19 protein-coding genes are annotated in these 19,804 nt (G+C 63.7%); 11 read left to right on the forward strand and 8 right to left on the reverse strand.

The genetic code is table 11. The features are described from left to right. Window positions 1-153 precede the first annotated feature (153 nt). The 3 genes from waaC to rfaD are packed head-to-tail and all read right to left on the reverse strand — an operon-like array spanning window position 154 to window position 3,055. Window positions 154-1,128, reverse strand: coding sequence for a lipopolysaccharide heptosyltransferase I (gene waaC, locus RFM52_RS32225; protein WP_320293436.1), 975 nt, complete (start codon window positions 1,126-1,128; stop codon window positions 154-156). Next, window positions 1,125-2,132, reverse strand: a complete 1,008-nt coding sequence (waaF, locus tag RFM52_RS32230) for a lipopolysaccharide heptosyltransferase II (protein ID WP_320293437.1) — start codon at window positions 2,130-2,132, stop codon at window positions 1,125-1,127. The genes waaC and waaF overlap by 4 nt, the downstream gene beginning before the upstream one ends. Beyond that, window positions 2,105-3,055: an ADP-glyceromanno-heptose 6-epimerase gene (gene rfaD / locus RFM52_RS32235; RefSeq protein ID WP_320293438.1), complete on the reverse strand. Its 951-nt coding sequence runs from the start codon at window positions 3,053-3,055 to the stop codon at window positions 2,105-2,107. The genes waaF and rfaD overlap by 28 nt, the downstream gene beginning before the upstream one ends. 100 nt (window positions 3,056-3,155) lie before the next feature. On the opposite strand from rfaD, the gene RFM52_RS32240 reads away from it, so the two are divergent. The 5 genes from RFM52_RS32240 (at window position 3,156) to RFM52_RS32260 (ending at window position 7,138) form a co-directional block, all read left to right on the forward strand. After that, entirely contained in the window at window positions 3,156-3,587 is a 432-nt protein-coding gene (locus RFM52_RS32240) for a hypothetical protein (protein WP_320293439.1), read from the forward strand. A gap of 78 nt (window positions 3,588-3,665) precedes the next feature. Next, entirely contained in the window at window positions 3,666-4,298 is a 633-nt protein-coding gene (locus RFM52_RS32245) for a LysE family translocator (protein WP_320293440.1), read from the forward strand. A 153-nt stretch (window positions 4,299-4,451) separates the two neighbouring features. Next, window positions 4,452-5,936: a D-glycero-beta-D-manno-heptose-7-phosphate kinase gene (rfaE1, locus tag RFM52_RS32250; RefSeq protein ID WP_320293441.1), complete on the forward strand. Its 1,485-nt coding sequence runs from the start codon at window positions 4,452-4,454 to the stop codon at window positions 5,934-5,936. Between the two features lie 7 nt (window positions 5,937-5,943). Then, window positions 5,944-6,516: a D-sedoheptulose-7-phosphate isomerase gene (locus tag RFM52_RS32255; protein ID WP_320293442.1), complete on the forward strand. Its 573-nt coding sequence runs from the start codon at window positions 5,944-5,946 to the stop codon at window positions 6,514-6,516. Beyond that, the gene (locus tag RFM52_RS32260; RefSeq protein WP_320293443.1) at window positions 6,509-7,138 is read left to right on the forward strand and encodes a D-glycero-alpha-D-manno-heptose-1,7-bisphosphate 7-phosphatase; all 630 of its coding nucleotides are present in this window, start codon (window positions 6,509-6,511) and stop codon (window positions 7,136-7,138) included. Before RFM52_RS32255 ends, RFM52_RS32260 begins: the two co-directional genes overlap by 8 nt. Before the next feature lie 174 nt (window positions 7,139-7,312). Here RFM52_RS32260 and RFM52_RS32265 read toward each other — a convergent pair whose 3' ends face one another. Further along, window positions 7,313-7,789: an Lrp/AsnC family transcriptional regulator gene (locus RFM52_RS32265; RefSeq protein ID WP_140629863.1), complete on the reverse strand. Its 477-nt coding sequence runs from the start codon at window positions 7,787-7,789 to the stop codon at window positions 7,313-7,315. Window positions 7,790-8,065: 276 nt separating this feature from the next. On the opposite strand from RFM52_RS32265, the gene trxB reads away from it, so the two are divergent. After that, window positions 8,066-9,040 carry a thioredoxin-disulfide reductase gene (gene trxB, locus RFM52_RS32270; protein WP_320293444.1) on the forward strand — a complete coding sequence of 325 codons (975 nt, stop codon included), beginning with the start codon at window positions 8,066-8,068 and terminating at the stop codon, window positions 9,038-9,040. 72 nt (window positions 9,041-9,112) lie between these two features. Further along, the gene (locus RFM52_RS32275) at window positions 9,113-10,009 is read left to right on the forward strand and encodes a LysR family transcriptional regulator (RefSeq protein ID WP_027168144.1); all 897 of its coding nucleotides are present in this window, start codon (window positions 9,113-9,115) and stop codon (window positions 10,007-10,009) included. A 15-nt stretch (window positions 10,010-10,024) separates the two neighbouring features. On the opposite strand, the gene RFM52_RS32280 is transcribed toward RFM52_RS32275, so the two are convergent. The 3 genes from RFM52_RS32280 to RFM52_RS32290 all read right to left on the reverse strand — a co-directional run bounded on the left by RFM52_RS32280 (window position 10,025) and on the right by RFM52_RS32290 (window position 15,013). Continuing rightward, window positions 10,025-10,525 (reverse strand): methyltransferase family protein, encoded by a 501-nt coding sequence (locus RFM52_RS32280; protein ID WP_320293445.1) that lies wholly within the window; start codon window positions 10,523-10,525, stop codon window positions 10,025-10,027. A 685-nt stretch (window positions 10,526-11,210) separates the two neighbouring features. Further along, a complete protein-coding gene (locus tag RFM52_RS32285; protein WP_320293446.1) occupies window positions 11,211-13,259 on the reverse strand; it encodes an elongation factor G in 2,049 nt (682 codons plus the stop codon). A 224-nt stretch (window positions 13,260-13,483) separates the two neighbouring features. Next, window positions 13,484-15,013, reverse strand: a complete 1,530-nt coding sequence (locus RFM52_RS32290; RefSeq protein ID WP_320293447.1) for a putative bifunctional diguanylate cyclase/phosphodiesterase — start codon at window positions 15,011-15,013, stop codon at window positions 13,484-13,486. A gap of 310 nt (window positions 15,014-15,323) precedes the next feature. Here RFM52_RS32290 and RFM52_RS32295 point away from each other — a divergent pair, with 310 nt between their 5' ends. Continuing rightward, complete coding sequence (locus tag RFM52_RS32295) at window positions 15,324-15,719, forward strand: (R)-mandelonitrile lyase (RefSeq protein WP_320293448.1); 396 nt, start codon at window positions 15,324-15,326, stop codon at window positions 15,717-15,719. A gap of 60 nt (window positions 15,720-15,779) precedes the next feature. Here RFM52_RS32295 and RFM52_RS32300 read toward each other — a convergent pair whose 3' ends face one another. Further along, on the reverse strand, window positions 15,780-16,982 hold the full coding sequence (locus tag RFM52_RS32300; RefSeq protein WP_320293449.1) for a pyridoxal phosphate-dependent aminotransferase: 1,203 nt from the start codon (window positions 16,980-16,982) through the stop codon (window positions 15,780-15,782). A gap of 221 nt (window positions 16,983-17,203) precedes the next feature. Between RFM52_RS32300 and RFM52_RS32305 the strand changes: the two genes are divergently transcribed. From RFM52_RS32305 to RFM52_RS32315, 3 genes are all read left to right on the forward strand, one after another. After that, complete coding sequence (locus RFM52_RS32305; protein WP_320293450.1) at window positions 17,204-18,106, forward strand: EAL domain-containing protein; 903 nt, start codon at window positions 17,204-17,206, stop codon at window positions 18,104-18,106. After that, window positions 18,103-18,963, forward strand: a complete 861-nt coding sequence (locus RFM52_RS32310) for an EAL domain-containing protein (RefSeq protein WP_320293451.1) — start codon at window positions 18,103-18,105, stop codon at window positions 18,961-18,963. Before RFM52_RS32305 ends, RFM52_RS32310 begins: the two co-directional genes overlap by 4 nt. A gap of 151 nt (window positions 18,964-19,114) precedes the next feature. Continuing rightward, window positions 19,115-19,723, forward strand: a complete 609-nt coding sequence (locus RFM52_RS32315; protein ID WP_320293452.1) for a glutathione S-transferase family protein — start codon at window positions 19,115-19,117, stop codon at window positions 19,721-19,723. The last annotated feature ends 81 nt before the right edge of the window (window positions 19,724-19,804 follow it).

Genomic DNA, 19,804 nt, shown 5'->3' on the forward strand with positions numbered 1-19,804 from the left:
TCCGGTGCTCACGTACTTTAAGTACGCTCCGCTCCGGCCTTCGCCGGCCGAAGCCCTCATAAGGGTCTCCGTCCTATGAAGGCTACGGCCGGCGTAGGCCGGTTCTCGAAAACCACGCCATTCGACTCGCCAGAGCGAATTCTGAAAAGGTCCTCACGCTGGCGCGTTTGATCTGAGCGCCAGCTGGCGCTCAGCCTCCGCCACAACCTCAGCTGGCGTGATCTTGCCGCCGGCTGGCGCAAGCAGGGTCGATGCAAACTTCCCTCGCGGGCCGGTGAGACCCGGCTCCGTCGCCAGGAAGACGGCGACGGTCGGCAGGCCGAAGGCGCTGGCGAGGTGGGTGAGGCCGGTGTCGGCGCCGATGACCAGCGTCGAGCGGCCGAGAATCGCGGCGACATCCGCGAGCGGCGATTTCGCAACCAGCACCGTTCCCGGCACGGCACCGGCAATGGCTTGCGCCACTTTCTTTTCCGCCTCGTTCGACCATGTGACCACCGGCACGAATTGCCGGTCGGCCAGTTGGCGCGCGGTTTCGATCCAGTCCTCGACCGGCCATTTCTTGTCTTCGCGGCTAGTGCCGTGCAAAAGAAACGCCGTTCTGCCTTCAATGCCGGGTGGGCTGCCCGCCGGCGGCACGATGCCTGACTCGAGCGTCGACAAATCCGGCTGATAGCCAAGCGCCAGGCCGAACAGCCGCCTGGTGCGCTCGATGGCGTGCAGGTCGCGCGGCACTGCGTATTTGCGCTGGTAGAACAGCGTTGCCGAAGGCTCGCGGACGCTTGCCCGGTCGAAGCCGGCGATCGGCGCGCCAGCCTGGATGGCGACCAGCGCCGATTTCAGCAAGCCTTGCGCGTCGATGACAAGATCGTAGCGGGTGGCGCGGAGCGCTTTGCGCAGTCCGGCCATCTCGCGCCATGTGGCGCCGTCGAGAAGTCGCCTGCGCCAGCGCCGGATCGCAACCTTGTGGATAGTCTTAATCGCCGGATGCAGCGCCACGATCCCGGCAAACGGCTCTTCCACGCACCAGTCGAAATCTATGTCGGGGCGGTTGCGCACCGCGTCCTCGACGGCGGGAAAGGTGTGAATGACGTCGCCCATCGACGATGTCTTGACGATCAGCACCTTCATGCGGCCGCTGGAACCTTGAGCAAGCGCTCAGCGGCGGCGGTGACGCGGGCGACATCGAGCGTCTTCAGGCAGTTGAGATGCCCAAGCGGGCAGACCTTCTTGTGGCAGGGCGAGCAGGACAGATGCAGCCAGATCAGCTCGGAGCGTTCGCTGAGTGGCGGCGTGTTTTCCGGTGACGTCGAACCGTAGACGGCTACGATCGGCGTGCCGACGGCGGCCGCCACATGCATCAGCCCGCTGTCGTTCGAGACAGCAAGCTTCGCCGCGGCGATCAGGTCGATGGCGTCCTCGAGGCGTGTCTTGCCGGCAAGGTCGATGGCGCCCGGGGCAAGCGCTGCGATCTCGCCGGTCACGTCGGCGTCGTTCTTCGAGCCGAGCAGCGCGACGGCCAGGCCCTTGGCCATCATGTCCCGGGCCAGCCCTGCATAGTGGTCGCTCGGCCAGCGTTTTGCCGGGCCGAACTCGGCGCCGGGCATGAGCGCCACGAATTTCTTCCCGGTCAGCCCGAAGCGCGCCAGCAGATCGGCCTGGTTGGCCTTGTCGACGGTAAGATGCGGCGCGCGAAAAGTGCCGCCGCGCGCGAGGCCGAAATAGGCGCGCGCGGTGCGCCGTTTCAGGGCTTCGGGCAGCGGCACGACATCCGTCAGCAGGCCGTAGCGCATCTCGCGCAGATTGCCGACGCGGTGCGGGATGCGGGCGAAGAACGGGATCAAGGCCGATTTCCAGCTTCCCGGCAGCACATAGGCCATGTCGTAGCGGCCGCGCAGCAGGCGGCCGAAGCGCCTGCGGCTGCGGAATTCGAGCGCTCCGGGCATCAGCGGAAAGTCGATCTGGCAGCGTATCTCGGGCATGCGCTTGACCAAGGGCGCCGCCCAGGCCGGCGCCAGCACGTCGATGGCCGCAGTCGGATGCTTTTCCTTCAGCGCCGCAAACAGGCACTGCGCCATGACCATGTCGCCCACCCAGCGTGGGCCGATCACGAGGATCGTTGGGCCTTCAGCCATTCGACATAGTCCCTGACGCCGGTTTCGACTGTGCGGAATTGGCCATTGTAGCCGGCCGCGCGCAAGCGGGACATATCAGCCTGCGTAAAACTCTGGTAGCTGCCCTTGAGATGGTCGGGGAAGGGGATGAATTCAATCTCGCCCTTGCCCAGCGTGTCGATCACCGTCTCGGCAATCGCCCGGAACGGCTGGGCGCGGCCGGTGCCACAGTTGAAGATACCGCTTGAACCCCGTTTCCAGAGCCACAGATTGACCTCGGCCACGTCGCCGACGTGGATGAAGTCGCGGCTCTGCTCGCCAGGCCCGAACTCGCCATAGGCGCCGAACAGTTTCGGGTTTTCGCCACGCTCGACCTGGTTGAACAGATGGAAGGCGACCGAGGCCATGGCGCCTTTATGCGCCTCGCGAGGTCCATAGACGTTGAAATAGCGCAGGCCGGCGACCTGCGAATGGTCGGTGTCGAAGACGGTTCGGCGCACATAGTCATCGAACAGCTTCTTCGAATAGGCATAGACGTTGAGCGGACGCTCGAAGTCGGGCTCCTCGCGAAACTCGCTGCCGCCGCCATAGACGGAAGCCGACGAGGCATAGAGGAAGGGCACGCGTAGCGCCAGGCAGGCATGCAACAGCCGCTTCGAATAGGCGTAGTTCACCTCCATCATGAACTTGCCGTTCCATTCGGTGGTGGTCGAGCAGGCGCCCTGATGGAAGACGGCTTCGATGCGGCCGAGCGCGCCGTCCTCGATCAGGCTGAGAAATTCGTCCTTGTCGAGATAGTCGGCGATCTTGAGGTCGGCGAGGTTGGCGATCTTGTGGCCGTCGGTGAGGTCGTCGACGACGACAATGTCGTCATGGCCCTCGGCATTGAGTGCGGCGACGATGTTGGAGCCGATCATGCCGGCGCCGCCCGTGACGATGATCATGCTTTTCAGCCTTGCTCCGTTGCCAATTCCGGCCCTTATAGGGGAGGCGGGCGGGAGTGTCGATAAAGCAGGCCGGACCGACAGCAGCAAGGACAGATGAATGACAGGAGATTCTTCCGAGACGACGCCAACCGATAGGCAAGGCACTGCGGTGTTTGTCGGGTCTTACGTAAGGGTTTCGTCTCTGCCGAACGAAAACCGCGGAAAGCCGTTCGAAGAGTTGCGCCAGTCATCTATCGGACGCATTTGCCGAATTGTTGAGCCCTATGAAGGGACGTCCACGAATGGCATTCAAATCAGCACCGGCGAATTTCGGGTCCATTACGCGCCGCTTTCTCCCGACGGCGTCTCGGGCATCTCTTTCTACGTGGCTCCGGGGGATATAGAGGTCGTTGCAGCTACGGAAGAAATGCTGCTCCTCTATAGCGAGGACATCTGGCAACTTATCCGGCCATTCGGCGAAAGGCAGGATACGCCAACTTTCGAACGGCTCGTGGCAGCGTTCGGGTTTTCCAATTTGGGGGATTCCTGAGACGCAAGCCAGCGCAAAGAACTGAACCAGACGTCTGTTCGGCGTGGTCTCTACGCTTTGCCGACAAGAGGACAAAAAATGCCGTCGACCGAACTGCTCATCGCGTTTTTCGCCACCACCGCGATCTTCGCCTACATTCCAGGCCCCGCCATGCTCTACGCCGCGGCGCAGACGATGGCGCGCGGACGCTGGTCGGGGTTGACGGCGGCTCTCGGCATCCATCTCGGCGGCTATTTCCATGTCTTCGCGGCCGCCGCCGGCCTGTCCGTCCTGTTCCATGCGGTGCCGCCGCTCTATCTGGCGGTCAAGCTCGTCGGCGCGCTCTATCTGATCTGGCTCGGCGTCTCTATGTTCCGCAAACGGACGGATGGCGATGCGGCTCTGCCCTTGATCGAGCGGAAATCGGCCCGTCGCGCCTTTTTCGAAAGCATCACCGTCGAGGTGCTCAATCCGAAGACGGCGATCTTCTTCATGGCGTTCCTGCCGCAATTCATCGACGCCTCGGCGGCGTTCCCGGTCTGGCTGCAGTTCGTCGTGCTTGGAACCATCGTCAATCTGATGTTCTCGTCCGCCGACGTCGTTTGCGTTTTCCTTGCCGGCGCGATGATTGCGCGGCTGCGACGTTCGGGCCGGGCGCAGCGGCTGATGCAGCGCGCGGGCGGGGCGGTGCTGGTTGGGCTCGGCGTCCACGTCGCCCTGCAGAGGAGCTGATCGCGCAGCCGGCTTCGGCTGGAGTCGGCGCCGGGCCTGCCGTTGCGCTCGTTCGAATTGCGGTATATCGGCATCGCCTTGAGCAGCCTGCGCCACAATTCCGGCGCTGAAATCTAATCAAGTCCGGCCGTCTTCAGGCATATTTCGAGTGAGATGATCAAGCACCATCCGCCTTCCCCCGAGCCTTTGCATCGCACCATCGCCCGGTTCGGCGACGTCACCGTGCTGGTGGTGGGCGATTTCATTCTCGACCGCTTCGTCAGCGGCGTAATCGAGCGTATCTCGCCGGAAGCCCCCATTCCCGTGCTGCACGGCAAGGGCGAGACCGCGAACATGGGCGGCGCCGGCAATGTCGTCTCCAACATCGTTTCGCTCGGCGCGGCCGCCATCCCCGTTTCGGTGATCGGCGCCGACCAGGCCGGCAACAACCTGATGCGAATGCTCGGCGAGATCGGCGTCGACACGGACGGGCTCCTGCAGCGCGAGGGCCGCATGACGTCGTCGAAAAGTCGCTTCAGCGCGCTCAACCAGCAAGTGCTGCGTTTCGACGAGGAAGAGATCAAGCCGCTGACGGCCGCCGAGCGGGCGAAGCTCATTGACCATTTCCAGGCAGCGCTTGGCCGCGCCGACATCGTGATCCTCTCCGACTACGGCAAGGGCATCCTGCTCGACGGCGTCGCCGGCGAGCTGATCGCGATCTGCCGCGATGCCGGCAAGCCGGTGCTGGTCGATCCGAAGGGGCGCGACTATGCGCGCTATGCCGGCGCCACGGCGGTGACGCCGAACCGCAAGGAGCTCGGCGAGGCGGTCGGGCGCAAGGTGTTCGGCGACGACGAGATCGTGGCCGCGGCGCGCGACTTGATCGCCGCGCATGATTTCCAGTTCATCGTCGCCACGCGCAGCGAAAAGGGCATGAGCGTGGTCTCCGCCGAGGATGCCCGCCACATCTCCACCCAGGCGCGCGAAGTGTTCGACGTTTCCGGCGCCGGTGACACGGTCATCGCCAGTTTCGCGCTTTCGCTCGCCGCCGGCGCCGATCGGGTGCATGCGGCGGTCATCGCCAATGCGGCTGGCGGCGTCGTGGTGGGAAAACGCGGCACCGCGCGGCTCAACGTCGAGGAACTGTCCGGCGCGCTGTTCCGCTCGCATGGGCCGACCGGCCACCAGGACGCCATCCTCGATTTCAACGCCGCGGCCAGGATGGTCGCAGCCTGGAAGGAAGAGGGGCTGACCGTCGGCTTTACCAATGGTTGTTTCGACATCCTGCATGCGGGCCATGTCAGCCTGCTGCATGCCGCGCGCAGCCAGTGCGACCGGCTGGTGCTCGGCCTCAACAGCGACGCCTCGGTGCGCCGGCTGAAGGGGGAGGGGCGCCCGGTCAACGACCAGCACGACCGCGCCTGCGTGCTGGCGGCACTTGCCTCGGTCGACGCCGTCGTCGTCTTCGAGGAGGACACGCCGCTCAAGCTCATCGAGGCGCTCCTGCCGGACATCCTGGTCAAGGGCGCGGATTACACGGTCGAGACCGTTGTCGGCGCCGATGTCGTGCAGAAGGCGGGCGGGCGCGTGGTGCTGGTCGACCTCGTCGCCGGCAAAAGCACGACCAACACGATCGGCAAGATGCGCGCCGCAAACTGAGGGTTCCATGTCCGAACTGAACGACTATCTGGTCCGCTCCGCGGCGGCGATCACGGCGATGGTCGAGCGCGATCTCACCGGCGAGATGGAGCGCGCGGTGAGCACCGTGGTGACGGCGCTTTCGCAAGGCAAGGCGCTGCTGATCTGCGGCAATGGCGGCTCGGCGAGCGACGCCATCCACATCGCCGGCGAGCTGGTCGGCCGCTTCCTCAAGGAGCGCAAGGCCTACAACGTCATCGCGCTGCCGGCCAATGCCGCGGTGCTGACCGCCTGGGGCAACGATTACGGCTTCGACACCGTCTTCTCTCGCCAGGTCGAGGCGCATGGATCGGAAGGCGCGGTGCTGCTCGCCATCTCGACCAGCGGCAATTCGCCGAGCATCCTTGCCGCCGCCGAGCGGGCGCGGGCGATGGGCATGACGGTGATCAGCCTGACCGGCGAGACCGGCGGCAAGCTGAAGCCGCTGACCGACATCCTGCTCAACGTGCCGTCGACCTCGACGCCGATCATCCAGCAGGGGCACCTGTGCCTCTACCATTATCTGTGCGAAGCGGTCGAAGCGCGCCTCAGCAATGGCTGAGAGCGCAGGCTTTCCGCTTGCGGAGCCCGGCCTGTGGGTCGAGCGGATCGGCTCCACTGAGTTTCCAGCCGGCCGGCCGGCGCTGTTCCTCGATCGTGACGGCACGATCAATGTCGATACCGGCTATCCCGACGACCCGGCGGCGATGGAACTGCGCGACGGCATCGCGCCGGTCATCGAGGCCGCGAACCAGCACGGCGTTCCGGTCATTGTCGTCACCAACCAGTCCGGCATCGCGCGCGGCTATTTCGGCTGGGACGCGTTCGCCCGGGTCAACGGGCGGGTGCTCGACCTGCTGAGCGAAAAGAACGCTTTCGTGGATATGGTGCTTGCCTGCGCCTACCACGAGGCCGGCAGGGGCGCGTTGGCGATTGCCGATCACCCGATGCGCAAGCCCAATCCTGGCATGCTGCTGGAGGCAGGCCGCCAGCTCGGCCTCGATCTGGAGCGGTCGCTGATCGTCGGCGACAAGCCGGCCGATATGGAAGCCGGCCAGCGCGCCGGCCTCAAGCGCGGGTGGCTGGTCGACGGCGAAGGTTCGACGATAAGCGGGCTTTCGGTTTCGCCGTTGCGCGGCGCTCATGACCTTGAGGACCTGCTGACGACGATACGATCGCTCTGATCGCAAGTTGATTCAAAGCCTGGAGCTAAGCCTGTTGTCTTTGCGGGTGATTTTCCGGAAACCGGTACATTAAGGCGCGTCGCGCTGAAACGGGATTCAGGCGACGCGCTTTAAGCCTTTGTTTTGATGCATGTCGTTGTCCCAGAACCGCTGCACACTTCTGGGCGACATGCATCAAGTTGGAAAGGCTACCAACCCCTCGTCCTTGACGCGGCGGATGGTCAAGGCGGTGCGCACAGTGTCCACATTCGGTGCCGAAGCCAGTTCCTCGATGACGAAGGTCTGGAAGGTGCCGAGGTCGCTCGCCACGCAGTGCAGCAGGAAGTCGGATTCGCCCGAAACCATCCAGGCGTCGCGGACGATCGGCCAGCCGCGCGTGCGCTCGGCGAAGGTTTTCAGCTCGGCGTCGGCCTGGTGATGCAGGCCGATCAGGCAAAAGGCCACCACATCCATGCCGAGCGCCGGCGCGTTCAAGAGTGCACGGTAGCCGCGGATGATGCCGGCTTCTTCCAACCGCCTGACGCGGCGCAGGCAAGGCGGCGCCGAGATGCCGACCCGGCTGGACAATTCGACATTGGTCATGCGTCCGTCACCCTGCAACTCGCGCAGGATCTTCCAATCGATGGCGTCGAGATCGGCTTTCAGCGGCATGAAGGGCTTTCGCGCAAGAATCTTTCGCGATTTTGTAATTTGGTTTCGCGTAAGAGGCCATAGCTTTGCGATGATTTTCTCCTTGTTTTGATGCATGCGGTGATCCCGGGCCACGCGTACTCCTGAGTGACGCGCGTTCATGACGGGCGGCGATATTGCCCGATATGCATGGCGCGAAGCTTTCCGGGGACGAAGGCCAACTTGCCTTGCTGGTCTCCCGGGCAACACTTACATTACGCGCGACAAACCACGGCTGCGCGCCGCAGGGGACTTTTCATGAACACCAAACATGCGCCCGTTCTTATCATCGGTTCCGGCCCGGCCGGCTACACGGCGGCGGTCTACGCCGCCCGCGCCATGCTGAAGCCGATGCTGGTCGCCGGCCTGCAGCAGGGCGGCCAATTGATGATCACCACGGATGTCGAAAACTATCCCGGCTTCGCCGATCCGATCCAGGGCCCCTGGCTGATGGAGCAGATGCTCAAACAGGCCGAGCATGTCGGCACCGACATCATCAACGACATCATCACCGAGGTCGACCTCAACGTGCGGCCGTTCCGCGCCATCGGCGATTCCGGCACGGTCTATACCGCGGACGCCTTGATCATCGCCACCGGCGCGCAGGCCAAGTGGCTGGGCATCCCGTCGGAGCAGACTTTCATGGGCTTCGGCGTTTCGGCCTGCGCCACCTGCGACGGCTTCTTCTATCGCGGCAAGGATGTCGCGGTGGTGGGCGGTGGCAATTCCGCGGTCGAGGAAGCGCTCTATCTGTCGAACCTCGCCAAGAGCGTCACCGTCATCCACCGGCGCAGCGATTTCCGCGCCGAGCGCATCCTGCGCGAGCGGCTGCTCAAGAAGGACAATGTCCGCGTCATCTGGGACACGGTCGTCGATGAGATCACCGGACGTCCGGGCAAGGCGCCGCTGCCGCCGTCCGTTGAAGGCCTGACGCTGCGCAACGTCGTGACCGGCCAGGAATCGAAGCTGCCGGTCGACGGCGTGTTCGTCGCGATCGGCCATGCGCCGGCGGTCGAGCTCTTTGCCGGCAAGCTGAAGCAGAAGCCGAACGGCTATCTGTGGACCGCGCCGGATTCGACCCGCACCGACGTGCCCGGCGTGTTTGCCGCCGGCGATGTCACCGACGATGTCTACCGCCAGGCGGTGACAGCGGCGGGGCTTGGCTGCATGGCGGCGCTCGAGGCGGAAAAATATCTGGCGGGCATCGAGGTTCACCGCGAAGCGGCGGAATGACAGATCGGCTGAAAGAAGCCGTTTAAAAGCCTGATTTTTCATTCAGACGCCAAAAGCAACGCGAGGGGAATCATGGCGCTGGACTGGGACAAATTACGCGTATTTCACGCAGCGGCGGAGGCTGGGTCGTTCACCCATGCCGCCGAGACGCTGCATCTGTCGCAATCGGCTATTTCGCGGCAGGTCAGCGCGCTGGAGCATGACGTCGGCGTGGCACTCTTCCACCGCCATGCGCGCGGCCTGGTGCTGACCGAGCAGGGCGAGATGCTGTTCCGCACGGCGCATGACGTGCTGATGAAGCTGGAAACCATCAAGACGCGGCTGACCGAGACCAAGGACCGGCCGTCGGGCGTGCTCAGGGTAACGACCACGGTGGGTCTCGGTGCCGGCTGGCTGACCGAACGGGTGCAGGAATTCATCGAGCTCTATCCCGAGATCAGCCTGCAGCTGATCCTCGCCAATGAGGAGCTCGACCTCACCATGCGCCAGGCCGATTGCGCGATCCGGCTGCGCCAGCCGCAACAGCCCGACCTCATCCAGCGCCGGCTGTTCACGGTGCATTTCCACCTCTACGCGGCGCCGTCCTATATCGCCAAGTTCGGCAGGCCGGCCTCGATCGCCGAACTCAGGAACCACCGCATCGTCACTTTCGGCGTGCCAGTGCCTTCGCATCTGTCGGAGCTGAACTGGCTGGAGACGGTCGGCGATTTCGAGGGCGCGCAGCGTGTGCCGACGCTGCAGATCAACGACATCCTGTCGATCAAGCGGGCGGTGCAGGGCGGCGCCGGCATCGCCATGCTGCCGGACTATGTGATCAACAAGGACTCGAACCTGGTGCAGCTGCTGCCGGAGACCGAGGTGCCGTCCTTCGATACCTATTTCGCCTATCCCGACGCGATGAAGAACCAGGCGAAACTGCATGTGTTCCGCGATTTTATCATCGCCAAGGCGCGCAGCTGGTCCTATTGAAACGGCCGGCCGAGACTACTGCCCGCGCCAGGGTGTGATGCGCGGCAGCCAGCCGGGGACGGCGCGGCGGTAGACCTCGTATTCTTCGCCATAGCGGCTGGCCAGCGTCGGCTCTTCATAGATCTTGACGAAGGAGACCATCGCCGCCGCGGCGATGAGGCCGTAGACCAGCACCGCCCAGCTCGAAAAGATCAGCGCCTGGCCAAGGATGATCGTCAGCACGGCCACGTACATGGGGTTGCGCACATGGCGGTAGATGCCGCCAACGACCAGTTTCTCGGTCGGTGCCACGGGAGCGGGCGTGCCCAGGCCCTCGAGGGCAAAACGGCCAAAGGCATGAAGCAGGACGGCGACAGCTCCGACCACGAGAAGCGAGCCCCCAGGCACGAAGCCCGGCAGAACCGATAGCGGGTTGCGATAGTGGTCGGTCAAGAGCCACGGCGCCAGGCCGGCAACAACGCCGGGCGCAACGACAAGGAACAGCGCGCTGCCGGCGATTGCTGAAAAAGTTCGCATCATCGGTCTCCTGCCGTAAAAATAAACTCGGCTTGCCGAAATCGGCATCATTTCGCTGGATCACATATTTCCGAGCAAAATCGGCTCGATTTTGCATTTAAGCAGTAGCTTTAGGGCCGGAAACGCGCCGGAATTGGCGATTTTTCTGGTCCTACGGGTTCCGGGAATAGGTTGGACCACAGCCTGCGTCTTTTTGCATGCGTGTGTTGCAAAATAGATGCTTGTTTCTTGGGCATGATGAGCACATATATAGTCACATCTCCGGGGCGCGTTCTCCTCCCATTAGCGCCCTCGAGTGTTCCCCTCTGGAGGTTAGCCTTAATCGGCACTTCCAATCAAACTCAGCCGGATCTTTATTGATCCGGCTTTTTTGTTGCCTGCGCGCCTTCGGGCCGGCAAAAAAACGACCGGATCCACCACGTAACGGTGACATGTAACATCGGGTAACATGCCGCAAACGCACTCTATGGTTTAAGTAGACGATAGGACGCGGTTGGTCGGTTCGGGAGATGGGGGCATCACTCGAAAGACCGGGCTCAGGCAAGCACCGCGTCCGAACCATTTTTCCGGATGCGGCGGACCAGCCGTTGCCTCCCAGGAAAACGGTCCGCAATAGGAACGGCGTCCGGATCATCCGGACGCCGTTTTCATTTCATCAACGCAGTCGCTCAGGCAGGCCGACCTGCTAGGCGGCTTTGCCGTTGGCGTTCATCGCCTCGTCGGCGAGCCGGCCGGTCAGCTCGGCCATATGGTCGAAAGCAGCCTTGTAACTGGCGACGCCGGCGGTCGCCGAGCGCAGCTCGATGATCAGGTCACCGATTTCGGCCTGAGGCATGGTCGCCTCGACGACGTCCCAGCCGGGCCAGTCGGGCCTTGCATCATAGCCGAGGATCTGGCCGCGCCGCTGTGGGATCAGCGCGATGATCTTCGAGGTCGCGTCGGAGGGCGTGACGATCTCGACCTTCATGATCGGCTCCAGCAGAACCGGCGAACAGGCCGCCATGCCTTCCTTCATCGCCAGCTTCGCCGCCATCTGGAAGGCCATGTCGGAGGAATCGACCGCATGGTAGGAGCCGTCCGACAGATTGACCGCGACGTCGACGACCGGGAAGCCGAGCGGGCCTGTCTTCAGATAGTCGCGAATGCCGGTCTCGACCGACTGGATGTAGGTTTTCGGCACCACGCCGCCGGTGATGGTGTCGGAGAACTGGAAGCCGGAACCGCGCGGCAGCGGCTTAATCTCGATCACCACGTCGCCGAATTGGCCGTGGCCGCCGGATTGCTTCTTGTGGCGGCCGCGCTGCTGCGCCGATTTGCGGATCGTCTCCCGGTAAGGCACCGCCGGTGCATGCCCCTCGATCGGGATCTGGTTCTTGCCCTCGAGGCGCTCGCGCACCACGCGCAGATGCATTTCGCCGTGGCCCGACAGGACGGTTTCGGCGGAATCCTGGTTGTGGCGCAGGTTGAGCGATGGATCTTCCTCGGCAAGCCGCTGGATCGCCGCCGACATCTTGACCTCGTCCTTGCGCTCCTTGGGGCGAAGCGCGAAGGCAAAGACCGGCTGCGGCGGTTCCAACGTGACCAATGGGCGGATGCCGCCCTTGGCCGAGCTCAGCGTCTGGCCGGTCTTGACGTTGTCGAGCTTGCCGAGCGCGACCGTGTCGCCCGCCGTGGCGGATGTCTGCTTCGACTGGTCCTTGCCGAGCATCTTGTAGATGCCGGAGACCTTCGCCGTATCGCCATTGGAAAGGAAGAGCTCGGCCGCGTCGGCCAATTGGCCCGAGAGCACGCGCGACACCGAAAGCTTGCCGCCATGCGCGGTGTGGATGGTCTTCATCACCTGCACAACCGTCTGGCCGTCCGGCGCGCCGAGGCGCTTCCGCGTTGCCTCGACGTCCGGCGCGTCGTGGCGGATGGCTTTCAACAGGCGCAGCACGCCGTTGCCCTTCTCGGCGGTGCCGATCAACACCGGCGTCACCGCGCCGGCGCGCAGATCGGCCGAGAGATCGTCGAAGATCGCATCCTTCGGCGGCTCGATCTCCTCCAGCAACTGCTCCATCAGGTGATCGTCATGGTCGGCGAGCGTCTCCAGCATGGAGAAACGCGCTTCCAGCTCGCGCGCCTTGTCGTCGTTCGGGATTTCGGCGACCTGGCTTTCGGCATATTCGCGGTAGATGTAGGCGCGCTCCAGCGCCAGATCGATCGAGCCGATGACGACACCGTCCTTGCGCACCGGAATCTGGCGCAGCAACAGCGGCACCGAACTTGCCGGCTGCAGCATCTTCAGCGTGTCGCGCACGCCGGCGACCGCCTTGTCGACCTTGTTGAGGAACAGGATGCGCGGAATGGCGAGATCGTCGAGCTTGCGCATGATGAGCTGCAGCGCCGGGATCTTCTTCTCGTCAGCCTCGGCGACGACGACTGCGAGGTCGCAGGCGGCAAGCACGGGTTCGGCCTCGAAAGCGAATTCGATGGAACCGGGGCAGTCGACGAAGGTGATCTGCTCGCCCATGAAATCGGTGGTGGCGAAGGTCGCCTCGACGCTCATGGCGTGAGCGCGGGCCTCTGGCGAATGATCGGAGACGGTGTTGCCCGATGAAACGGGTGACTGGCGGGGAATGGCGCCCGTGCGGGCGAGTATTGCTTCGAGAAGTGTCGTCTTACCGCTTGCGAAGGGACCGACTATGGCGATGCATTTCGGTCCCGTGCGTCGTCCTCCGGCGCGAGTACCCATGGCTGACCTCCACTCAGGCGTTTCCCAAGAGAGCGATCAGCAAAAGTGGAAACCGGTTTTGCGTCCGATCGCACCCTATGCAGAGCGGCGGCCGGCCTGTTCGGCCGTCGCGGGCGGGGTTTATCCACCCCTTCCCAAAGCCATCGTCACACGGGTTCGCCGGGAGGGCAAGAAAAATAGGATGTTCGCCGGCTTGGGGTCGTCAGGCCGCCATTTCCTGTTTGTCAGGCTGTGAGGGCACGCGGCTCGCGAGCGGCGACGCACAACGCGCTTGCCTTGTCGCGCGGCGCCGGCTTGCCGAAGAAATAACCCTGGAAGCGGCTGCAGCCGGCGGTCCTGGCAAGGGTGAATTCCTCCGCGGTTTCGACGCCTTCGGCGACGATGGCGATATCCTGGATGCGGGCGATCTGGGCAAGCGCGGAAACGAAGATCTGCGCCACCTGGTCATGGGCGAGGCTGCGGATGTAGGAGCGGTCGATCTTGACGCTGTCGATGGGCAGCGACTTCAGATAGTTGAAGCCGCAATGGCCGGTGCCGAAGTCGTCCAGCGCAATGTGGAAGCCGAGGCCGCGCAGCGCCTCGAGACGCCTGAGGACCTCGGACGTGGCGGCCGTCGCCACCGTCTCGGTGATCTCGATGATGAACTGCGAGGCGGACCGGCCGGTTTCGCGCAGGATCCGGTCGCACATCGTCACGATCTCGTCGCGCTTCAACTGCTCGCCCGAGACGTTGATCGAGATGCGCCGTCCGGGAAAATGCCCGATGTCGGCGCAGGCGCGCTTGAAGACCCATTCGCCGATCATGTCGATCAGCGTCGAGCGCTCGGCGATCGGGATGAATTCCGCCGGCGAGATCAAGCCGCGCACGGGATGACGCCAGCGGATCAAGCCTTCCAGCGCGTCGACCGAGCCGTCGGGATCGACGATCGGCTGGTAGTGCAGCTCCAGCTCGCCGAGATAGATCGCCGCGCGCAGCTCGCGTTCCACCAGCCGGCGATAGCGTTTGTCCGACAGCATCTCCTCGTCGAAAACGGTGATGCGGCCGCGGCCGCCCGCCTTGCTCTCGTAGAGCGCGAGATCGGCCAGCAGCATCAATTCAGCGCCGTTCGAAGCGTGCAACGGCGCGAGCGCGACGCCCACCGAGATCGACAGGGGAATGATCTTGCCTTCATGTCTCTTGCCGGCACGCATCGCATCGAGCAGCCGGCGCGCGTCCTTGCTGATAATGGCGACGTCGCCATGCGGAACCATGATGCCGAACTCGTCGCCGCCGAGCCGGCCGATGACCCCGTCCTCGAAGATGCGCTGCGCTTCCGCGACCAGATGCGCCAGCGCCAGATCGCCGAACTGATGGCCGAACGTGTCGTTGAGCTGCTTGAAATGATCGAGGTCGATCAGAAGCAGGCTTGCCTGTCGGCGGTTGCGCAAGCCGCCCAGCCAGTCGCCCAGCGCTTCGATGAAATAGCGCCGGGTCATGGCTCCGGTCATGGCATCGACGGTGAGAAAGCGATGCTTCTCGGCCTCGGCATCCGCCGCCGACTGCAGGCGCTGGACGACGCTCGAGCGCATATACATCAGCACCAGAAGCGCCATTAAGGTCGATGTCACCGACACCGCGAGCGCGCCTGCGCGGGAGGCGTTCCCCGTCAGCGCGAAAGCCGCAAGCCCGGTGGCGGCGATGCTCATCACGAGCAAGGCCTGGATGCCGCGATAGATACGGCCGCTGTGATCCTTGATTGTCGCCAAGATACTCATGTCCGCGCCCCCACAGCACGCGACATGGCTAGGACCTCAGCCGTTAAGAAACTCTGAGTGTGAGCGCCGCCTCGGCCGCTTCTTTCGCGGCAGCATGGAGATCGCGATTTTATGGTTAAAAAGCAACGATTTATGACAGTTTTTAGACACCCTGATATGGCGTTCCGTTCGATGCCCGAGCGCGAATCGAGGCTGCCGCCCGGCAGCAGCTCAAAGCCGGTTGCAACGGCCTCCCTGCGAGGCGAAACTACCGCATGAGATGGGCCGCGCGCGGCCCTTTGTTCGACCAACGCGTTCGAGGATTTCAAGGATGAAGATCATTGCGTGCGGCAGTGTGCCGACGATCGTTGCGCCGGAGACGTATTTCACCGGGCGGGTGCTGCAGACGCCGATCATCGAGAAAGAGGCGCCGGCGCGGCTGAGAGCCACGCTGGTCAGTTTCGAGCCGGGCGCGCGCACCCATTGGCACACGCATCCGCTTGGACAGACGCTCTATGTCACCGCCGGCGCCGGACTTGCCCAGACCTGGGGAGGCCCCGTGCAGGAGATCAGGGCAGGGGATGTCATTTCCTTCGCGCCAGGCGAAAAGCACTGGCATGGCGCCGGACGTAAAACCGCCATGACCCATATCGCCATGCAGGAGGCACTGGACGGCGTCCACGCCGACTGGCTGGAAGAAGTTTCCGACGAGCAATATGGCGGTTAGGACGGACCCGACGAGAAGAACCCGGACTGAAGCCAGGTTCTTCTCGTCAGGCTGCGTCGATCAGGTCAGCGACGCGGTGAAGCGCTGGATGCGCGTGCAGGCTTCCTCCAGCAAGGCATCCGACGTGGCGTAGGAGATGCGGAAGTTCGGTCCGAGGCCGAAGGCCGAGCCGAACACCACCGCGACGCCTTCGGCCTCCAACAGTTCGGAGCAGAAGGTCTCGTCATTGTCGATCACCTTGCCCGCCTTGGTCTTCTTGCCGATCAGCTGGGCGCAGGACGGGTAGACGTAGAAGGCGCCTTCGGGCGACGGGCAGGAGATGCCGCGCGCCTGGTTGAGCATCGAGACGACGAGGTCGCGCCGGCCCTGGAAGATCGCCTTGTTCCTGGCGATGAAATCCTGCGGCCCGTTGAGCGCCTCGACGGAAGCCCACTGCGCGATGGTGCAGGCGCCCGAGGTCTGCTGGCCCTGAATCATGTCCATCGCCTTGATCAGCGGCACCGGGCCGGCGGCATAACCGATGCGCCAGCCGGTCATGGCATAGGCTTTCGATACGCCGTTCATGGTCAGCGTGCGCTCATAGAGGTTCGGCTCGACCTCGGCGATGGTCTTGAAGACGAAGTCGCCATAGGTCAGGTGCTCATACATGTCGTCGGTCAGCGTCCAGACATGCGGATGCTTGAGCAGCACGTCGGCCAGCGCGCGCAACTCGGCTTCCGTGTAGGCGGCGCCCGACGGGTTCGACGGCGAGTTCATCAACAGCCATTTGGTCTTCGGCGTGATCGCCTTTTCCAGCACTTGCGGTGTGAGCTTGAAGCCGTTGTCGATCGAGGTGTCGGCGAAGACCGACGTGCCGCCGCAGATCGCCACCATTTCGGGATAGCTCACCCAATAAGGGCGCGGGATGATGACCTCGTCGCCCGGGTTCAGCGTCGCCATGAAGGCGTTGAACAGGATCTGCTTGCCGCCGGTGCCGACGATGGTCTGCTCCGGCCGGTAGTCGAGATTGTTCTCGCGCTTGAACTTCTTGGCGATCGCCTCGCGCAGCGGCACGATGCCGGAAACCGGCGGGTATTTGGTCTCGCCGCGGCGGATCGCCTCGATCGCCGCGTTCTTGATGTTGTCGGGCGTATCGAAGTCCGGCTCGCCGGCGCCGAGGCCGATCACGTCACGGCCGGCATTTTTCAGCTCGCGCGCTTTCTGCGTCACCGCGATGGTCGCGGAAGGCTTAACGCGGGAAAGGGCGTCGGCGAGAAAAGCCATGACAAAATGTCTCCTAGGAAAAGCGGCCAGGAGCGGCCGCGGCGCCTCTCATGTCGCATCATCGGGCTAAGCGCAAGCATTGTGCGATGAGCCAGAGGTCAAGGAGGCGTGACCAAAGTCAGCCTGCGTGAGCGGCAACGCTAAATTCATCAACGGCCGGTAAACCCTTGGCTGGCAGGATCGCAGATCGAATTGCGCCAGTTGCACGGAAAGAGGAAGCTTTGTCGCGCAGCATCGGGCTTGCCCACATCATCCGTCATGACGACGGCACCTCGACGGGTGTCTGGGGCATCTATACGCTGCAGAGCGCGTTCCAGCCGATCTTCGCCTTCAAGGAGGGCAAGCTTTCAGTCGCCGCCTTCGAGGGGCTGATCCGGCCGTTCCGCGACGGCGAGCTACAGTCGCCGGGGGCATTCTTCGGCACCTGCCCGGCGGCCGACCGGCTGCATATCGAGGCGCTGACGCGCACGCTGCATCTTTTGAACGCGGGCGCCTGCCTGCCGCAAGAGGCGTCGATCTTCGTCAATTTCGATCCGTCGGTCTTCACCGATCGCGGCATCGCCGACAAGGCGTTGCGCGACATGCGGCTGGTGCTGCACGAAGCCGGCATCGATCCGCGCCGCATCGTCTGCGAGGTCACCGAGCAGAAATCCGCTTCGCAGGAAACGCTCTACGAATTTGTCGAGGCGCTGAGGGCCAACGGCTTCCGCATCGCGGTCGACGACTATGGCGCCGATGAATCCGACATCAACCGGATCAAGGAGCTCAAGCCCGACATCGTCAAATTCGATGCGCAGTGGATCACCCATCTGATGGAGTCAGGCGCCGGCTTCGCGTTGCTGACAGCAATGGTGCAGAGCTTCGAGAACCAGGGCATCCGCACCGTCTTCGAAGGCATCGAGGAAGGCTGGCAACTGGAGCTTGCCGAGAGGTCCGGCGCCTCCATGGTGCAGGGTTACGTGCTTGCCCGGCCGGAACTTGCCTCCACCAGCTTTCGCGTTTTCAGCGAGGGCGCGCAGCAACCCCAGGCCGCGGAGAACAAGGCGCCGGCAGCCGCAAGCCCTGTGGCGCCGGTCCGGCAGGCGCGGCCTGCAAGAGTGTTCGGGCGCAAGGTCGCGCCATGAGCGAACAACCAGACAGGCGGCGCAACGTCGCCGAGGCGATCTTCGCCGACGAGATCGGCCTTCAGTTCGGCATCTATGGCGAGTTCCGGCTGTGGAGCGCCTATCAGCCGATCTTCGCGCCGGAGGGCAAAGCACTCAGGGCGGTTGCCGTCGAGGGGCTGATCGAGCCGCGCCGCGTTGCGCAGCCGGTTGCCTCTTCGGTCTTCTTCGGCGGCATTCCGGCGCCCGACCTTCTGTTCGTCGAAACGATGTGCCGGATGCTGCATCTCGGCAATTACCGCAACATCGGCGTCGAGGGATTGACGCTGTTCTTCAACTACAATCCGAACATCAACGACCATCTCGGACGGGCGCTCGCCGAGATCCGGCTGATGACCAGGCATCTCGGCGATTTCGAGCTGGAGCCCGGCCTGCTGGTCTGCGAGATCACCGAACAGGCAGCCGACGACCGTGTCCTTGCCAGCCTCGTGCGCGAAATGCGGCGCGACGGCATCCGCATCGCCGTTGACGATTTCGGCACGGGGCATTCGACCGAGGCGCGCATCAACCTGCTTGCGCCCGACATCGTCAAGATCGACGGCGCGTGGTTCGGCGAGCTCTGCCGCCACGCCGCCGCCGAGCGCTTCTTCCGGCCGTTGGTGGCGACGCTGCACGATCGCGGCGCAAAAGTGCTGGTCGAGGGCATCGAAAACGCACAGCATCTGCGCGTCGCGCTTGAGGGCGGCGTCGACCTTTTGCAGGGTTTCCACCTCGCCCGCCCGGCGCTCGCAGGCACGATCTTCAAGGAAGAGCCGCTTTCCGTCGATGCCTTGCTCGACGTCGGCAACAAGGTCGTGCCCCTGCATCAGCATCGCTGATGCGACCAAGGAAAACGTATCAGCATCGCTGACGCCGACCAAAGAAGACATATCAGCGTCGCTGATGTTTCTTCTCAAAAACAAATCACTGGATGGGACCTAGCCGCGCGCGTTAGAGCGTTCCCCAGGAGACTCGGAGAGGGCAAGAGGCATGATCCTTTACGACATGGCCGACAGCGGCAACTGCTACAAGCCGCGGCTGTTGATGGCGAAGCTCGGCATTCCCTTCACCCGGGTCGAGGTGAGCTCGCATACCGGCGAGACGCGCAAGCCCGACTATGTCGCCAAGAATCCGAATGCGATGGTGCCGATGCTCGAGCTCGACGATGGCAGGCGTATCGCCGAGAGCAACGCCATCCTGCTCTACCTCGCCGAAGGCACGCGCTTCCTGTCGGCCGACAGATATGACCGGGCGCAGGCCTATCAGTGGCTGTTCTTCGAACAATACAGCCACGAGCCCTATATCGCGGTGCGCAAGGCGCTGTTGACCTTTCCGGAACGGGCGAAGGATGCCACGCCGGAACGATTGGCGCAGACGCTGGAACGCGGCAACAAGGCGCTCGGCGTGATGAACAGCCACCTGCAGCAAAACGCGTTCTTCGCCGGCAGCGCCTACAGCGTCGCCGACATCGCCTTATATGCCTACACCCACACGGCTGAGAAAGGCGGCTTCCAGCTCGACGCCTATCCGGCCGTAGCCGCCTGGCTGAAGCGCGTCGAGGCGGACAAGGGGCATGTGCCGATCGAGTGGAAGGAATGATCTAGCGCCTGCTAAAGCAGGTCGCGTGAAAAAGGATTCACGCAACCTGCTTTAAGTCTTTGATCTTAAGCATGTCTTTGT

Source organism: Mesorhizobium humile (assembly GCF_033977215.1).
GTDB classification, from domain to species: Bacteria; Pseudomonadota; Alphaproteobacteria; order Rhizobiales; family Rhizobiaceae; genus Mesorhizobium; species Mesorhizobium humile.

Coding starts and splice junctions, on each gene's coding strand:
- waaC (WP_320293436.1), bottom strand. CDS start 1,128: ATGAAGGTGCTGATCGTCAAGACATCGTCGATGGGCGACGTCATTCAC.
- waaF (WP_320293437.1), bottom strand. CDS start 2,132: ATGGCTGAAGGCCCAACGATCCTCGTGATCGGCCCACGCTGGGTGGGC.
- rfaD (WP_320293438.1), bottom strand. CDS start 3,055: ATGATCATCGTCACGGGCGGCGCCGGCATGATCGGCTCCAACATCGTC.
- RFM52_RS32240 (WP_320293439.1), top strand. CDS start 3,156: ATGACAGGAGATTCTTCCGAGACGACGCCAACCGATAGGCAAGGCACT.
- RFM52_RS32245 (WP_320293440.1), top strand. CDS start 3,666: ATGCCGTCGACCGAACTGCTCATCGCGTTTTTCGCCACCACCGCGATC.
- rfaE1 (WP_320293441.1), top strand. CDS start 4,452: ATGATCAAGCACCATCCGCCTTCCCCCGAGCCTTTGCATCGCACCATC.
- RFM52_RS32255 (WP_320293442.1), top strand. CDS start 5,944: ATGTCCGAACTGAACGACTATCTGGTCCGCTCCGCGGCGGCGATCACG.
- RFM52_RS32260 (WP_320293443.1), top strand. CDS start 6,509: ATGGCTGAGAGCGCAGGCTTTCCGCTTGCGGAGCCCGGCCTGTGGGTC.
- RFM52_RS32265 (WP_140629863.1), bottom strand. CDS start 7,789: ATGCCGCTGAAAGCCGATCTCGACGCCATCGATTGGAAGATCCTGCGC.
- trxB (WP_320293444.1), top strand. CDS start 8,066: ATGAACACCAAACATGCGCCCGTTCTTATCATCGGTTCCGGCCCGGCC.
- RFM52_RS32275 (WP_027168144.1), top strand. CDS start 9,113: ATGGCGCTGGACTGGGACAAATTACGCGTATTTCACGCAGCGGCGGAG.
- RFM52_RS32280 (WP_320293445.1), bottom strand. CDS start 10,525: ATGCGAACTTTTTCAGCAATCGCCGGCAGCGCGCTGTTCCTTGTCGTT.
- RFM52_RS32285 (WP_320293446.1), bottom strand. CDS start 13,259: ATGGGTACTCGCGCCGGAGGACGACGCACGGGACCGAAATGCATCGCC.
- RFM52_RS32290 (WP_320293447.1), bottom strand. CDS start 15,013: ATGAGTATCTTGGCGACAATCAAGGATCACAGCGGCCGTATCTATCGC.
- RFM52_RS32295 (WP_320293448.1), top strand. CDS start 15,324: ATGAAGATCATTGCGTGCGGCAGTGTGCCGACGATCGTTGCGCCGGAG.
- RFM52_RS32300 (WP_320293449.1), bottom strand. CDS start 16,982: ATGGCTTTTCTCGCCGACGCCCTTTCCCGCGTTAAGCCTTCCGCGACC.
- RFM52_RS32310 (WP_320293451.1), top strand. CDS start 18,103: ATGAGCGAACAACCAGACAGGCGGCGCAACGTCGCCGAGGCGATCTTC.
- RFM52_RS32315 (WP_320293452.1), top strand. CDS start 19,115: ATGATCCTTTACGACATGGCCGACAGCGGCAACTGCTACAAGCCGCGG.